Origin of the sequence: Mucilaginibacter pedocola, assembly GCF_002013915.1 — a bacterium.
Classification (GTDB): domain Bacteria; phylum Bacteroidota; class Bacteroidia; order Sphingobacteriales; family Sphingobacteriaceae; genus Mucilaginibacter; species Mucilaginibacter pedocola.
This window is the reverse complement of the sequence record NZ_MBTF01000011.1, coordinates 72,709-90,431: the sequence shown is the minus strand read 5'-3', so window position 1 is coordinate 90,431 and position 17,723 is coordinate 72,709. Positions and strand designations below refer to the sequence as shown.

The window sequence follows — 17,723 nt, the reverse complement described above, 5'->3', positions numbered from 1 at the left end:
ATACAAAGTGTCTACACTATACATTTAAAGTGTTGATTTATAGAAAATTAATACTTCGATAGATTGCTGTTAAATATTAAATGTCTTGTTTACTAACAATTAAATATATTACATTTACACACCAAATTATAAATCCTAAAACCAACACAGAACTATGGAACCTTACATGGGCGAGATCAGAATGTTTGCCGGCACTTACGCACCTCAGGGCTGGCTCACATGCGATGGGCAAATTTTACCTATAAGCCGTTATTCTACATTGTTTTCATTACTTGGTACCGTTTACGGAGGCGACGGTATGCAAACTTTTGCATTGCCCGATCTGCGCAGCCGCACCCCAATTCACGTAGGGCAGGGCCGTGGTTTGTCTCAATATTATCCCGGTTCTATAGCCGGTCAGGAACAGGTTACTTTAAGCCAGGCACAAATGCCTTCGCACAGCCACCAAATGCTTACCATAGCAGCCGGCGCAAATCAAATTTCTCCCGAAAATAATTACCTGGCAATTGGTATAGCCGACGGGACCGGTAATGCAGAAAGTAACTATCAGGACTTTTCTGACACCACATTGCCACAAACATACCTCAATGGCAAAACAGTAGTGCCTTCAGGTGGTAACCAGCCTTTTAATGTTGTATCGCCGGTACTTGGGGTAACATTTATTATAGCTATAGAAGGTATTTATCCGCCACGCCCATAATTAACCAATATAAACCTACACTTAACCACTTACACAATGGACGATTCATTAATGGCTTCAATTACCCTTTTTGCGGGTAATTTTGCACCAAAAGGCTGGTTTTTTTGCGATGGAACCTTATTATCAACCAGTCAATACTCATCGCTATATTCGTTGATCGGCACAACTTACGGTGGCGACGGCGTTACTAATTTCGCACTGCCCGATCTGCGGGGCCGCGCACCAATACACCCTGGGCAGGGTAGGGGCTTGTCTAATTACTATGAAGGGCAAATGGCCGGTTCAGAAAGCGCAACCCTAACACAACAGCAGCTACCCTCTCATACGCATGCACTGCAGGGGGTAACTACCGCAGCCAACCAGTCGGACCCGCTTAATAATTTTATGTCGGTGCCTATTGAAGGTACCAGTGGTAACCCTCTTTCTACCTACAACGATGGTACCGACCCTGTATTTGCGCTTGCGGCGTTGAATCCAAAAAGCATTTCTTTCACCGGCGGTAACCAGCCGGTACAAACGCTATCGCCGGTATTGGCAATAAATTATATTATCTGCTGGAACGGAATATATCCGAGCAGGCCATAATAATACACAACAGCAGCCTCTATTGCGTAGATTTTGTAATGAGGCTGCTGTATTTTAAATAATGCTGCGTTGCAAAAGCAAAAGCTTTTTGCTTAGCCCAATCACTTTACCTGTAAGGCCTGCACAACAGGCTAAGGGGGAATAACTTACATAGACATAAACAAGTTTTATGCGGTTTGCCCTACAGGCAACAACAAGGCATAAGCTTTTCAACATAAATAAACACCTGTGCACCGGCCCGGTATATAGGTTCCTACATAAGAACAGGGCAAAAGTTCACCATTAAATATTGCGGCACAGCCGTAAAAACGGACTACTTAAGTAAGCATTATGAAAAGAAATTTACTCTTATGGAAGAGCAGCTTAATAAAAAGCCTTAGTGCCATATCGGCTGCTTTTTTGTTATTAGTATTGCTGGGCAGTAGCACAACTTCTCGTGCGCAGGTTGTTTACAGCATGGCCGAACCGGGTAATACCAGCGCTGCTACCGCGGGCGATCTGATCCAAAAAATGAACTACGACGGCACCAACGTAAGTACCATTATTACAGGTACCAACGCCGGGCTGATACAACCGCTCAACGTTGCGTTGGATGGTAATAACAACCGTATTTTCGTATCCGAGGGTAACTTAAGCGGTAATGTTATTAAAGTTATTACCGGTAGCTCGGTGACAAATACCATTACCAGCGCCAATTCTGCTTACATAAAGGATATAAATTACGATGTGGTTGGTAACTGGCTGTATTATATTACCGAAGGCGGCGATATTACGCAAGTTACCGCAAACGATGCCCTTTACCGGGTACACCCGGATGGTACCGGTACGCAAACCCTGGCTGCATCGATAACAAAAAACCCCTACAGGCTTGAAGTGGATGCGGCTAATAATAAAGTGTACGTAGTTGATGTATCTTTTAGCGGCAGAAGCATAAAAACCGTCGATCTGGCCAATAATAACACCGTTACTTCGCGCTCCTTTGCCACATCATTGAACTCGGTTTATGATGTCGCCTTAGATAAGGTTACCGGGTATTTGTATTATTGTGCCGAAGGGGGGAGTGCTGCTGCACTTTCCGCCACCGACCAGGTAAGACGACAAAATATCGACGGTACCAACGATGTTCAAATAGCAGCTTCGGTTTGTAATTCACCTTTTCGCTTAGGCCTTGATGCGGGCAATAACCGCCTTTACGTTGGCGATGCTTACTATGGCACGGGAAAGATCGTTGCCATAAACCTCACAGATAACACGTTCAGTACGGTAATCAGTTTCACAACCGGCCAATATTCGCCACAGATAAATGATTTTGGAGTACCCGACCGGCCTAACGTAACTACGGCAAGCGCAAACTCCATAGCAGCCACGTCGGCAACCTTAGGTGGTACATTGGTATATGGCTACGGGCTTAGTACCGAACGCGGTGTTGTTTACAGTTCGTCTAATTCTACGCCTACCGTAAGTGATACTAAGGTATCAATGGTTACCAATACCTCAAATGCTGCCTATTCGGCAAGTGTTACCGGCTTAAATCCCTCTACTACTTATTACGCACGGGCTTACGCCGTTAACGGCGCGGGTACGGTATATGGTAGTGTGGTAAGTTTCAGCACGCCATCTAACGATGCAAACCTTTCTGCATTTACCATCAGCAGCGGTACTTTAACCCCAACATTTGCTGCGGCAACAACCAGCTACACGGCATCGGTAACCAATGCAACAACCTCTGTCACTGTAACCCCAACCCGCAACAATGCCAACGCTACTATAAAGGTTAATGGCACTACGGTTACCTCAGGCACGGCTTCGGGTAATTTAAACTTAGCAATTGGTAATAACACCATCACAACGGTAGTAACCGCTGGAGATGGCGCCACCACCAAAACTTATACTTTAACCGTGAACCGCCCTCAAGCCGCACAAACCATTACGTTTGCCGGCAGCGCTACCAAAACTTATGGCGATGCCGATTACGCACCCGGCGCCACGGCAAGCAGTGGTTTAACAGTTAGCTACGCCAGCAGTAATACCGCGGTTGCTACTATTGTTAGCGGGCAAATACGTATAGTAGGAGCAGGTACTACCAATATAACTGCCTCACAGGCGGGCGATGCCAATACTTTGGCGGCAACAAGTGTTGTACAAACGCTTATAGTAAACAAAAATGCCATTACGGTTACTGCAACGGCGGGTCAAACCAAAGTTTACGGTAATGCCGACCCGACTTTTGCTTACACAGTTACAGGCGGTACGGTTAAAAGCGGCGATACCTTTTCCGGAACACTGAGCAGGGCAGCCGGCACTAATGTGGGTAACTATGCCATCACCATTGGAACTTTGGCGCTGAATACAAGCAATTACACCTTAACACTTGTTAGTAATGATTTTGCTATAACAAAACGCCCTTTAGAACTAACGCCTACTGCCCAAACAAAAGCTTACGGAGATGACGAACCGCTTTCTTACACCTATCAGTTTACCGGCGGAACATCATTAGCCACCGGCGACGGTATGACGGGGGTATTTACACGGCCGGTGGGAGAAATTCCGGGTGTGTACCCTTTTAGTATAGGCACCAAGCGCCCGGTGGCTATAGCTAACGGTGCCGAGCAAAGCGGAAACTATAACGTTACGTTTGTAAGCACTAATTTAACCATTACTAAAAGACCAATAACCCTGAAGCCGCAACCGGCGACGAAAGTTTACGGTAACGCCGACCCAACCTACCCTTACCAATTTGTTGTTGGTTCGGTAGCGCCGGGTGAAGGCATGACGGGTACCTTTGGCAGGGCTACAGGAGAAGATGCGGGCACTTATGCATTGACCCTTGGTAGCAAAAGGCCGGTAAATGTTTCAACCGGAGCAGCTACAGACCAATATTATACCATATCATTTATACCTGAGAATCTTACTATTACCAAAAGAACGGTTAATGTAACTGCGAATACACAAAGCAAAAACTACGGCGATGCCGACCCGGACTTAACTTATAGTACAGATGCACTTGGTTTTAGCGATACTTTTAGCGGTTCGCTTACACGCGTTGTGGGGGAAACCGTTGGCACTTACGCCATAAGCCAGGGTACACTTGCCTTAAATGCCACCAACTACAACCTTAATTTTGCAGGTTCTAATTTAACCATCGGCAAGAAAACCATTAACGTAACAGCCGATGCCAAAACCAAAAACTACGGCGATGCCGACCCTGCTTTAACCTATACTACTGATGCCTTGGCAAACGGCGATAGCTTCACCGGCGCATTGACGCGTGCCGCAGGCGAAAGTTTTGGTGCTTACGCTATAAGCCAGGGTAACCTTGCGCTAAACAGCAATTATACCTTAAACTTTACAGGTGGCAGCTTAACCATCAACAAGAAAACCATTAACGTAACAGCAGCTGCGCAAACCAAAACCTACGGCGATGCCGACCCGGCTTTAACATACACTGCTGACGCTTTGCTTGGTGGAGATACCTTTACGGGCGCCATAACCCGCGCACCGGGCGAAACCTTTGGTAATTACGCCATTGGCCAGGGTACGCTTGCACTAAACAGTAACTACGCCATTAATTTCATCGGTGCAAATTTGGCCATAGGTAAACGTCCCATCAGGATTGATTACTACGGAGCAGAAGTGCCTTATGGTAGTGCCGACCAGACTATTGGGTATGCTTATATCGGTACATTAGCTTCAGGCGATTCATTCTCGGGTTCGCTTGGCCGTGAGCCGGGTAGCGCTGTTGGTACCTATGCCGTAAACATGAATACCTTAGCCGTTACCAATAGCGGCAGCTACGATATTACCCTGAACGCCCAGCCATATAAGATCATCCCAAGGGAGATCCAGGTTATCGGCGGGCCTATATATAAAACATACGGCGATCCGGATCCTGCTTTAACTTACAGCATTTATTCGGGCTCGCTATTATCCGGTACGCAAATTACAGGCGCATTGGAGCGTGTTGCAGGCGAAACTGCCGGGCCTTACAATATAGGCCAGGGTACTTTAGCCATAAATGACAGTAACTATAAATTGACTTACCTGGGTGGTTACTTTGAGATAGACCGCGCACCACTTACGGTTGCTATTGATAGCAAAACCAAAGTTGCCACCAAGCCCAACCCGCCGTTAACTTACAGTATAAGCGGCTTCAAAAACGGCGATACCGAAAGTGTGTTGTCTGCCCCAATTCAATTGGTAACCGATGCAAACATTAACTCGGGTGCCGGTAGCTATAATATTTATAATATAAACAGTTCTACTTCTATTAATTATAACGTAAATATCAATGGGGGTATCTTAACCGTAACTCCTGCATCAAGCATCAATACCCTTGCCAGTGCAACATTAAATGGTGGTGGTTTCGATACCGCTTTCGACCCTGCTACTGAGTTCTACTCGGTTAACATTCCAAACGGTTCTACTTCGGCAACGTTGGTTGCAACTGTTACCGATCCGCTTTCAACTTTATCTGTAGGTGCTTACCCGGCAATTGCTACACCTTTAGCATCAGGGGCACCATATGTAATAGCAATCAGCAATAACCAAAGCGAACAGGTTGGCCTGCACGTAACGGCAGAAGACGGTTCTATTAAATCATACTACTTCAACGTAAACCCCATCCCGTCTGATGCCAGGTTGTCAAACCTTACCACAAGCGTGGGCATAATTGCCCCGTCGTTCAACCCGAATGTGACGAACTACTCGCTTGATGTTAGTGCCGAAACCGAATCGGTAACCATTACACCAACCGCGCATGATCCGCATGCCACTGCACGTGTGAACGGCGAAGGCGGCGGTGTAGGAGCAAGAACCGTTAGCGTGATAGAAGGTATAAATCCTAAAAGTATTACTGTTAAATCGGCCGATGGCACCAATACAACTTTCTATACCCTGTTAATTAAACGCCCGATAAGGCTTGTAAGTTTAGACTTGAGTGCCGGAAATTTATTCCCGGCTTTTGATCCTAACGTTACCAGTTATGTAGCCAAAGTGCCTTTTGATGTTCCGGCCATAAGCGTTACTCCCAAGGGTAAAGAAAGCTATTTCAACTTATACGTAAATGGCGATTATGTGAACTATGGCGATGCCTCGGCTCCGGTTACTATTAATGCCGATGGCTCAACCACCATCACTGTAAAAATTGTAGCAGGCGATGGCGAAACATCAAAAACTTATAGCATTAATGTACAGCATGCATCAAATGATGCTACGTTGGCTGGTATTAGCTTAAGCAGCGGCAGTTTAGACCCTGCGTTTGACCCGGCAACGCTCACCTACAATGTTTACCTGCCAAACAGCACTACAGCATTTAGCTTTACCCCGGCTACTACCGATGCAAATGCAACCGTAACAGTTAACAATGCACCGCTTGCCCATGGCGATGCTGTTACCGAGAGCAACCTTACCGTTGGTTTACACAACTACTATATGGCAGTAACCGCAGCCGATGGTGTTACTGCAAAAAATTACCTGCTATCGGTAAGCCGACCTGCATCAAGCGAACCGGGCCTGTCCAACATCTTGACGAGCGCCGGAACTTTGTCGCCCGCGTTCGACCCAATGGCAAGCCCTAACTACGATATTGCGGTGCCTGCCGGTGTAGAATCGGTAACCATTACACCTGTGCTTATTGATACAACGGCAACCCTGCAGGCAAGGCTTAACGGGCATAACCTGGCCGTTGGCGATAGCCGTGTACTTACTGTACCGCTTGCAGCCTTGTACAATACGTTGGTTATAACAAACACCGCGCAGGATGGCACTACGCAGGCTATTTACACCCTAACCATCACCAGGCCGCAATCTGCCGATAATACCTTGAGCGCACTAACCGCCAGCATTGGTACATTCAGGCAGCCATTTAGCAGCAGCCGTACTTTTTACCAAATACTGGTGCCGAGCAATGCTACTAACATTATGTTATCGCCGGAGGCTACCAGCAATTTCGCAACAATTAAAGTTAATGGCGTAACCGTTGCAAAAGGCATGAGTTCGCAAAGCCTGCAGCTTACCGCAGCGGCTAACTTCTTCCCTGTACAGGTAACTGCGGAAGATGGTACTGTAAATACCATTAATGTATTGGTAGAAAAAGCATCTACCAACGCCAACCTGTTTAGCTTAACTACCAACGCGGGTGCTCTAAACCCTGCTTTTGATAAAAATGTGCTCAACTACAGCATGGCAGTGTCGGGCAATGTTAGCAGTATAAAAGTTACCGCCGGTATTGCCGATACCATTTCCCGCATAAAAATCAATGGCGCGCCTGCCCAAAGCTACAGCCAGGTTACAGTACTGTTAGCTTTAGGCAGCAACCTGGTATCGGTAGTGGTTACGCCGCAGGAAGGCGCCGAAAAAACTTATACCATAAATGTTACACGTGTATATGGCACCAACGCAAGCTTAGCGGCATTAACAGTTGACCAGGGAGCCCTAAGCCCCGCATTTTCGGGAGCTGTTACCAGCTATAATGTTCCGGTAGCAAGTACAGTTTCTACCGTTCAAATACACCCAACTGTTAGCGATGCAAATGCTAAAATTAGTGTAGGCGATAGCGTATATACTTCCGCTACGCCGGTTATTAATTACCCGGTAGTTACGGGTACCAACACTATTGTTGTTAGAGTAACTGCCGATGATGGTACCACTATTAAAAATTACACCTTAAATATTAAACGCGCGGCTTCGCCAATAGCCAACTTAAGCCAGCTTTACCTTGTATCACCGTCTGTAGCGAAAACAAATTCGGCTACCGGCCCCGGCGATTACAACTACACCGCATCGGTAACGGCGTCAACTCATACCATACGTGTGGTTGCTGCAGCTACAGATGCCGGTGCAACCATAAAAGTTAATGGCGTAATAACCACAAGCGGTGCCACTTCGGCCCCAATAGTGCTCGGTGCCGATTCTACTTTTATTACCGTGCAGGTAACTGCCGCAAATAATTTCACGGTTAAAAGCTATGTTATTAAAGTGCTTAGGCCGGTATCAGCAGTGGCTACTTTAAGCCAACTGTATTTTACTGCGCCATCTGTTGCCAAAACCAGCGTAAACACCGGTGCCGGCGATTTTAATTATACTGCATCGGTTCCGGGCTCCATAAACAATATCAAGGTGGTAGCAGTAGCTTCCGATACCAGCGCTACTATAAGGGTAAACGGTGTAATAACGGCAAGCGGCGAAACCTCCGCCCCGCTAACGCTTAATGCCGATTCTACCTTTATTACCGTACAGGTAACCGCTGCTAACAATACCACTATTAAAACCTATGTTATTAAGGTAACCAAAGAAGCGGTGTCTTCTATGGCCAACCTAAGTAAGCTTTACCTGGTATCGCCTGCTGTTACAAAAACTAATGTTAGCACCGGCCCTGCCGAATATAATTCAACCGCAAGCGTATCGGCCACAACCAAAACCATTAAAGTAGTAGCAGTCGCCACAGATACCACTGCCACCATCCGCGTTAATGGCGTAATAACGGCAAGTGGCGTAGCTTCGGCACCGGTAACATTAACTGTTGGCGATAATGTTATTAATATAGTTGTAACCGCACAAAATGGTACTACTACACATAGCTGGGCCATTATAGTTAACAAGCCTGCGCCACCAATTATTGCCGCAGCTATGCCAAACCGCAACCAGGTAGATATGGTGCAGAAACCGGATCCTACTGCTGCGGAAGCCTTGCCGGAAGCCATCTTGGTTAAACAAGCCGTATCGCCAAACGGCGATGGTATAAACGACCGCTTTACTATCGAAGGCATTACTGCTTTCCCTGAGAATACGGTGCGTGTAATGAACCGCAATGGCGATGTGGTGTACGAAGCCAAAGGCTACGATAACCAAGGCACCGCGTTTGACGGGCATGGCAGCAAAGGCACTATGCAGCAACCGGGTACTTATTTTTACTCGATAGAGTATAAAAAAGGTGCCGAAACACTGCGGAAAACCGGCTACCTGGTGCTTAAATATTAATTGATATACGGTTTACATGGCAGGCGCTTGCCTGATGTTGACAATAACATAAAAAGCGCGCCCTGATGAAAACAAAACTATTGACCCAAATAGCCGGAACCGCTGTGGCTAAAAAAATGAAACAACTGTTTTGCCTTGGCTTGCTGCTCTTTATGGGTAGCAGCGCCATGGCTCAGCAGAACCTGTTCAGCTACAACCAGTATGCCGATAACCTGACGCCCGTAAACCCTGCTTATTCGCTGCTGGATAAAGCGGGCAACGTAAACATACTGGGCCGCAGGCAATTTGTAGGGATAGACGGCGCGCCAACCAGTTTGCTGATGAGCGCCAGCGTCCCGTTAGAGAATATAGGTGCATCGGCAGGGCTGTTTTTAGTGAACGATAAGTTTGCTGTAGAGAACCAAACCGAAGTGAACGGTTTTTTTGCGAAATCTATTCAATTAGCAAGCTCCTCGTACTTATCTGTTTCGTTAAATGCAGGGATACGCAGCTACGTAGCTAACTATTCCATATTAGACCCATCCGACCCGCAGTTTAGCCAGGACGTGCGCGAGACTAAGCCGAACATAGGCTTTGGGGTTATGTTGTACGGTGATAACTATTACATCGGCGTATCGGTACCCGAGCTTAGCTTCCGCAACTTGGGTACTGCATCGGTACAACAGGCCAACTACCTGCGCAGCCATTATTATTTTAGCGGCGGGGTATTGCTCAAACTAAACGAAGATGTGCACCTGAAGCCCGCCTCGCTGGTATCGTACCTGCAGGGCTCGCCCGTTGTTGCCGATTTTTCGGGCACCGTTATCCTGAAAGAACAATTGGGCTTAGGGCTTAACTACCGTACCAATAAACAGGTGGCCGGCATTATATCAGTAAATGCCAACAGCTTTAAAGTTGGCTACAGCTACCAATTCGGTACATCATCATCAAATTTGGGTGGTTACAACAACGCCACCCACGAGGTTAGCATCAGCTACCGCTGGGGAACCGATCTGCAAAGGAAACTACTGTAACGGTTTTTAAACCGGGCCGTTACTCGCCATATAAGTGTTTTAATATACTTCACAGTTCCTAATTTATTTACTACCATGAGTACACCCGACCTTGAAAAAATAGGCCCGGAGGCGCTACGCCTTGGCCTTTTAATTGGTTTACTAACCGGTACTCAAGCCAGCCCGGCCTTGAATACCGCTTGGTTTTCCGACCCTGAGAAAGGGCTAAACGACGGTTTTAACTGGCCCCACCTAAAACCGATAGTTAAAGATTTTTTGGGCAAAGCAACAAACCCCATTGATGCAGAGGGCGATATTTTCAACGAGAACTGGTTCCCCATAACCATTGAGGACGATGCCGGCAAAACCAAAAACTCCGGTTTTTACCTGGTGCAAAAAACGGTGGAGAAACTCGCCCTGCTGGGTTTGGGTATGCACCGTAACTTCGGCTTCAGGCAGGGCAAAGCCACCATAGATCCCTTTGTATTTGCCCCCATCTTTCAAATGCCTGCCGAAGCCGGGCAGAAACCATTATTCGCCCCGCATCAGGATGGACCTATCGAGATAGGTTTTAAACTGAAGTACGATGGCCCGCTGTCGAGCGTGTTGCCTTACAAGCAATTGTTGTTTTGGGTAAGCTTTGATCTGAAGCAGGACAAAGTCTCTGTTGAGTACAGGTTGTTAGATGGCACAGGCCTTGCCGCTACCGACTTGCCTTATACGCCCAAAGAAATTATCGATATTATATTGGGCATTGGCGATGTGAAGGACTTCCTGAAACAAAAGATGCTGCCCGGTGATGAAACCATCACCATAACCTGGGCCACGCTTTTTGAAACCCTCGGCTGGGTGGTAGAAGAGGATGGCAATTATAAAGCCGGCACCATACTAATGCCGGGCGAGGTAGGCACCAAAGTGTTGCACTACATCACCAAAACCATCAATACCGCCTTTGATGAATTTATGGCTGCCGACCACGAGCTGGCGCTGATAGAGCACGAAGCGGAGGAGGAAGGAGAGCCATCGTGGAAGGTGTCCTTAGTAAAACATGGCGGGCGCTATGGCGTAAACGTGCAGGTAGCCGATGTGCAGGTATTGAGCAGCCCTGTAGTAAAATTGCAGATAGGCAGCTTTACCGCGGAGGATGTTGACTGGATAGCCAATGCCGGCGGGCCCGAAACAGGCACTATGGGTATCAACTTTTACTTGTTGAATACAGATGAAGAAGCGAACAGCATTTCCTTCGACCCGCAATTTGAGGCCATAAGTGTGGGTGTAGACATCAGCGGAACTGATGAGGAACCGCTTTTTGATATAAAAGGATACAGCCTGCAGGGCGCAAAACTGCGCGGCTATTTCAGCAGCCTTACCAAAGAAGACGATGGCGGCAACGTATACAATAACTGGGGTGTGGCCGCTGCATTGGATAGCGTATCGCTGCCACTTGGCCCCGATAGTAACGGCGAAGGCGTGCCTCAAACCCTGCTGGCATCGGGCGAAGAGCCCGAAGAGGAAACTACAGAGGGAGATAAAAAGCCCGGCGTGAATCCAGAGTTCTCTTTACTGGTTGCCTACGTGGCCGACTTGTACCTGCAACTGTACGACGAGAACGGCGAAGAACAGGAAATAGTAAGCATCCCGCTCGATAGATCTTTCGGCCCGCTGTTGGTGAACGACATGGGTATTGGCTGGCGCCGCGACGGCAAACTACTGCTGTTCCAACTCAGCGGCGGCTTGAACCTGAGCGCACTGAAACTCAACCTCGATAAACTTACCGTAGGCGTACCGGCAACCAACCCCGGCGATATCAGTGATTTTAGTTTCGGTTTGGATGGTTTCGATCTTACATTTAACAGCGGCCCGGTTAGCATGGCAGGCGGTTTCCTGAAAGAAGATGCAGACGACGATAAGCCTGCAATATATAATGGCGCCGTTGCCATACAGGCAGCTAAGTGGGGGATAACCGCCTTGGGTTCTTTCGGCGTGGTAGAGGGCGACCCATCGCTGTTCATTTTCGGCGTGTTGAATGCTGCTCTGGGTGGCCCGCCGGTATTTTTTGTAACGGCCTTGGCAGCGGGCTTTGGCTACAACCGCAAAATTGTGATGCCTGCCATTGGCGACGTGCAAAATTTCCCCTTTGTAAAGGCCGCCGTGCAGCCAGAGTTGTTTGCCGGTAAGGATAACGATGCCGTGCTCAAAAGCATGTCGAAAGTTATTCCGCCCGAATTGGGGCAGTACTGGTTCGCGGCAGGGGTGAAGTTCACTTCTTTCGAGCTGCTTAATTCCTTTGCCTTGCTTGCCCTGCAATTCGGTAAAAAGTTCGAGGTGGATGTGCTGGGTTTAAGCGCCCTGCAATTGCCGAAAACTTATGCCAACAGTAAGCTGAAGCCTTACGTAAATGCGCAAATGGCGTTGAAGGCTACCTTCGAACCCGAGGAAGGTTTGCTTGCTGTGCAGGCGCAACTCACCAATAACTCCTATGTTATCGACCCTAAATGTAAAATAACCGGCGGCTTTGCTTACTACAGCTGGCTTAAAGGCGAACACGAAGGCGATTTTGTGGTGAGCCTGGGTGGCTACAACAAAAACTTCGACCTTACACAGCACCGCCACTATCCAACCGTACCGCGTTTGGCTTTCGAGTGGAAGGTATCGCCGCAGGTTAATTTTAGCGGCGAGGCCTACTTTGCCTTAACACCAAGCTGCGTAATGGCGGGCGGTAAGCTGGCGCTGATATACCAGGAAGGCGACCTCAAGGCATGGTTCAAAGCCGTTGCCGACTTCCTCATCGCCTGGAAGCCTTTTCATTATGATATTGGCATAGCCATCAGCGTAGGCGTAGAGTACAAGGTAAACCTTGCCTTTATATCTAAAACCATCACCCTCGAACTTGGCGTTGATGTGCAACTATGGGGCCCCGAGTTTGGCGGGCAAGCCGAAGTTCGGCTATGGATCATATCCTTCACGGTGGGCTTTGGTGCCAATAACCAACCGGCCGAAACACAGGTGGGCTGGCAGCAATTTGTGGAGTACTTCCTCACCGGCGAGCAGGGTAAACTTTTGCAGGAGCCTAACGCCGATCCGCTGCCCGGTAAAACACGTACAATACTCACCATTAATACCAATGCCGGCTTAAAAGAAAAGATAACTAAAGATGGCAAAGAGATTTGGGTGGTGGATCCCGGCACTTTTGCATTCAATGCCACGTCGGTCTTTGGGGTATCAAAAATAAGTTTTGCCAATGGCCCCGGCGGCGAAGGCGATGCACCCGAACCACGCTTCGGAGCCGAGTTTGGCGCAAGACCGATGGGCAATATTATTTTCTTGGGCAACTCGTCGAATTTTACGCTGGGCCTTAAACGGCAGAACGGTGATAAGTTTGAGCCTTATAGCCTAAAAGATTGGCAAATAGCTACTAATAAACAGAATGTTCCTGATGCCTTGTACGGCACGGTAAACGATGGCAAAGAGAAACCTGCTGCAAAACTCATCGGCGGTATTACAAAAGGCCTCGGCAGCGTAGCGCCGCCAGCACCGGTACAAAAACCCGGCCCTACTAAATTCGATGCCGAAAAACTGGCCTATGCTAAGATACCGAAGCCGGAGTACAGCCTGGATGCATCGGCCAAAGCAACACAAGTTACGCTGCAATGGGACGGCTCGCTCGATAAGATCAAAACAAGTATCAGCGGCACGGCGAAAACTACACGCGACGATATCTTCACTGCTTTGGAGCAATTAGGCTCGTTAGTAAATGAGAATAGCGATATGGCCGTAATGGCCGCTCAGCCCGATGAGATCTTCCAGGGTTCGCCTATGCTGGCCGATGCCAATGCACAAGCTAAACCTTTGGAAGTGCCTGCGCGTGCCCTTACCGCGGCCCGCACTTCGCTAAGGCGCGATGCGGTGCTGGCTAAAGGGCATCAATTAAAAGCCACCATTATCAGGTACCGGTTCGATGACGAAGGTAGCGGCGGTGTTGTACTGCGCGGAGGCGTGTATAGCACGGCTGAATCCAAGGAGCTTTACAACGCTTCATTCAAAACCTTCAACCTCGGTGCGGGGATGCTGCAGGTATGGGATCTGGATGCGGCAGCAGGCGAGGGGCTTTTACGCCATGCGGGCAGGTCGCCGCTGCGGATGGTACTGTTCGATAAAAATTTGAGGGTAGTTGCAGATAAAGTACTCCCGGCCTCAACATCGGGCACCGAAAAGATACCCGCATCGGCAAGCCTAATGTGTTTACAGGCTTTAGTATTGGCCGATGAATATATCGCCGGCTGGCACGAAGATGCGGGCCTGGCATTGCTGAACGCCAAGTATTTGTTAGGCAAAGCCTGCCTGGTGCGGCCTAAACGCCCGCATACCATCGGCTTTAAGCAATTTAAACAGGATGTGGGCCTGGTGAACGGCCGCGCCGTAGTGATGAACAATTTCAGTAAACGCGATGATGAACCTGAGGGCTGGATAGAAACCCGTTTTTGGCCGGGTATAAAGCAAGTATTTGTGTTAAGCCATGCCGCTGCCGATGGAAGCCTTGGTGCACCCGATGCGGATAACGTTGTGAAACTGATATACACGGATGAAGAAGGCAACAAAGCCGCACAATTGCTATTGCCCGAAATGAGTGGCATAAATAGTGGCGAGCTATGGGCTGCTTACACCGTGCCGCAGGTTACAAAGGGTAGTCACTTCAGCATTTGGGTAGAAGCAAGATCGGCAAGCGGGCTGGAACTGGCCGGCGTGGCAGGCAGCCAAACACCTTTGGAAGGTTGGACGGCCGAGTTAAGCACGCAACTGAAAACCAACACGGCCGGGCTAAGCCCTTCGTCCGCAAAACTTACTTCATCAATAAGCATATCTCATCCATTAAACTTTTAAAGCCATGAGCACATTAAACGAAACCGTTCCGCAGATGCAGTTTTTGGATGACCGTATCCCCCAACTGGCTGCCGGTACTTACCAGATAGAGGTTGAACATAATATTTTAGATGTATCGCACGATATTAAAGGCAATTACGCGCTCGGTCAGCAATTCATCGTTCAGGGGCCGCGTTTTGCACTGCCGCCAAATAGCGTACAGGCACAGTTCCCTACGCCGGGGAGCGGTACCGATTTCCATGCCAGCTTGCCATTTGTGGTATTACGAAACGAGTTTTTACCCTGGAGCAGGAAGATAGGCGGCATTCCGGCCGATACCCCATGGATGGCGCTGATGGTTTTCCGTGTTAACGAAATAGCCTATACCAAACCCGCCAATGCCGATGCCAGTCCGACGCTATCCACCATCCGACCGGTAAAAACCGAGGTGGTTAAGTACAATGCCAACAATACCATCGGCCCGGATATCGAGCTGGATGCTATTGAGCAAAGCCTGCTATCCTTACAGGCCAATACCATTGATGTTACTTACGGCACCTTTAAACAATTGGCGCCAAAAGCTGCCGAGTTACCTTTCCTTGCCCATGTACGTTCCACCGATAACGGTGCCAACGCTCCCGACGGCGAAACCAATATGCGCAGCTATGCCACCATACTGGCCAACCGTTTGGCCAACCCGGCTACCGAGGAACTGTACATAGCGCACCTCGTATCCTTAGAAGGCTGGGCAAATTACCTGCCCGGTGGCACACCACCGCAGCCTGTTGCCGATACTACCAAACTGCGCTTGGTGAGCCTGTTAAGTTGGAAGTTCAATAACAAAAAAGCGGGGGTGAATTTTGGCCAGCTCATTAATACCATGAGTGTTGACACCCTGAAGATGCCCTTTAACCCGCCTGCTGCCTGGGGCGCCGATGAAAGTAAGTACACGCCCGCGCAAAAGGAAACCACCAAGAAATACAAAGAGGGCTATGTTGCGCTGAACTACGATGCCCGCACCGGCGAAAAAAGCTTTGCCTGGTACCGTGGCCCCTTTGTGCCGGTTGTTCCTTCGGTAATAAGCAGGCTGGTGCCCAAAGAGGAGGACGGGCTGTATAAAACATACATCAGCACGGCAGATAAGGCCATGATATACGATGCTGATACAGGTATTTTCAACCACAGCTATGCCGTGGCCTGGGAGCTTGGCCGTATGCTCACCCTCGGCAACCGCCCCGCCGCTATAGCAATATGGCAATGGAAAAAGGCCAGCCTGCAAAAGCTGCAAACCCTGTGGCGCATATTGGCCGACAGGCAAAAGAAGATACATTACCTGCAAAGCACCGAAGTAAAATTAGGTTTAACGGCCCTGCTCGATGGCCTCGACTGGCGGCAGGTGAGCGATGACCTGATGGACAACCAGGCCGGTAAGTACATATTTATGGAATACCTGGGTAACGAGTTGGGTAAGCATATCCTCGGCATAGAGAAAGAGCCTGTTATCAGTGTGCTCGACCCAACGGGCTTACAGGAACATTTGGACGATCTGCCGGGCGTGCTCAGCAATGCCGAAATACTGGAAGCCCTGCAAAACGGGGTAGACCCGCATGTGCTCATTGCCAATAAATTGGATGAGGCGCTGAAACTTTACGCCGATAAACAATAAACCTATCTATTAACCTCTATACACACCATATCATCATGAATACGGAAACAGGGTTATTACAAATGAAAAACATACTGGAGCATAGTGCAGTGCAAAACCTGTTGCAGAATGCCGCCGCTCCTGACCCAACCATAACAAATTGGCTTAGCCGTTTAAGCCTGCTGGGCGATGTGCCTTTTCAAAACCTGGTGGCCGATGAACGCCTGCTGCCTCAAAACGCCCTCCGCTTTTTTTATATCGACCCAAGCTGGATATGCGCCCTGCTGGATGGTGCCCTCAGCATCGGCACCAATACAACGCTGGAAGAGAAAGTGAATAGCATTTTAGCCCACAGTGTGCGCGATAAGGCAATGATCGGCGCTAATAAACTCCGTGCCAACGCATTGGGCATAGCGCATGCCATGAACGCCGCCGACCCCGCACCATTCACACTGGTAGCCGGTATGTTACTACGGTCGCAATTGGTGAGCGGTTTTCCCGGGTTAAAGATCATCCCAACTTACGCCGCTGGCCAACAGCAAGTGCCCCTGCGTTACGAAACCATTGGCGATGGTTTGCTGCTGGTGATATTCCCCGCCATACCGGTGTCTATCAAAATACAACAGCCGCCACAGGGCTTGCGCTTTGGTTTTAGCGATGCCGGCGGTTCGTATAAAATAAAGCTGCGCAACATTACAGGCGATGACACAGGCGGGCAGGTTGTGCGCGATGGTAAACCTGTAGAAGGCAACATAACCGCAACGCAACTTTTCCGCACGGACGCAAGTGCCGACAAAAAATACGTGCTGAATGTAGAAACCCTGAAAGCCGCCGTGCAACAGAGTTTAGTTAACGCAGGCGCTTACCCTACACCGGCAACGCCAATTACGCCTGCGCAGTTTGCCATGCAGATAGTGAGCACACCCGATGAAGCCAATTTTACTAACCCCCAATTATAAAAGGT

The 17,723-nt window shown here is 48.7% G+C and carries 7 protein-coding genes; all 7 read left to right on the top strand.

The annotated features are described in order from the left end of the window. The first annotated feature begins 154 nt into the window (after positions 1-154). The 7 genes from BC343_RS12430 to BC343_RS12400 all read left to right on the top strand — a co-directional run bounded on the left by BC343_RS12430 (position 155) and on the right by BC343_RS12400 (position 17,718). Positions 155-700 carry a phage tail protein gene (locus BC343_RS12430; protein ID WP_078348113.1) on the top strand — a complete coding sequence of 182 codons (546 nt, stop codon included), beginning with the start codon at positions 155-157 and terminating at the stop codon, positions 698-700. A gap of 36 nt (positions 701-736) precedes the next feature. Beyond that, a complete protein-coding gene (locus BC343_RS12425) occupies positions 737-1,285 on the top strand; it encodes a phage tail protein (RefSeq protein WP_078348112.1) in 549 nt (182 codons plus the stop codon). A 330-nt stretch (positions 1,286-1,615) separates the two neighbouring features. Beyond that, positions 1,616-9,262, top strand: a complete 7,647-nt coding sequence (locus tag BC343_RS12420; protein ID WP_078348111.1) for a cadherin-like beta sandwich domain-containing protein — start codon at positions 1,616-1,618, stop codon at positions 9,260-9,262. 65 nt (positions 9,263-9,327) lie between these two features. Further along, a complete protein-coding gene (locus tag BC343_RS12415; RefSeq protein WP_078348110.1) occupies positions 9,328-10,275 on the top strand; it encodes a PorP/SprF family type IX secretion system membrane protein in 948 nt (315 codons plus the stop codon). A gap of 75 nt (positions 10,276-10,350) precedes the next feature. Then, positions 10,351-15,135, top strand: coding sequence for a DUF6603 domain-containing protein (locus BC343_RS12410; protein ID WP_078348109.1), 4,785 nt, complete (start codon positions 10,351-10,353; stop codon positions 15,133-15,135). Positions 15,136-15,139: 4 nt separating this feature from the next. Further along, a complete protein-coding gene (locus BC343_RS12405) occupies positions 15,140-16,780 on the top strand; it encodes a hypothetical protein (protein ID WP_078348108.1) in 1,641 nt (546 codons plus the stop codon). 35 nt (positions 16,781-16,815) lie between these two features. Continuing rightward, the gene (locus tag BC343_RS12400) at positions 16,816-17,718 is read left to right on the top strand and encodes a hypothetical protein (protein WP_143822165.1); all 903 of its coding nucleotides are present in this window, start codon (positions 16,816-16,818) and stop codon (positions 17,716-17,718) included. Positions 17,719-17,723: the final 5 nt, after the last annotated feature.

Bases quoted from the DNA above. Each gene is read 5' to 3' on its own strand.
- BC343_RS12430 (WP_078348113.1), top strand. From the start codon at position 155: ATGGAACCTTACATGGGCGAGATCAGAATGTTTGCCGGCACTTACGCA.
- BC343_RS12425 (WP_078348112.1), top strand. From the start codon at position 737: ATGGACGATTCATTAATGGCTTCAATTACCCTTTTTGCGGGTAATTTT.
- BC343_RS12420 (WP_078348111.1), top strand. From the start codon at position 1,616: ATGAAAAGAAATTTACTCTTATGGAAGAGCAGCTTAATAAAAAGCCTT.
- BC343_RS12415 (WP_078348110.1), top strand. From the start codon at position 9,328: ATGAAAACAAAACTATTGACCCAAATAGCCGGAACCGCTGTGGCTAAA.
- BC343_RS12410 (WP_078348109.1), top strand. From the start codon at position 10,351: ATGAGTACACCCGACCTTGAAAAAATAGGCCCGGAGGCGCTACGCCTT.
- BC343_RS12405 (WP_078348108.1), top strand. From the start codon at position 15,140: ATGAGCACATTAAACGAAACCGTTCCGCAGATGCAGTTTTTGGATGAC.
- BC343_RS12400 (WP_143822165.1), top strand. From the start codon at position 16,816: ATGAATACGGAAACAGGGTTATTACAAATGAAAAACATACTGGAGCAT.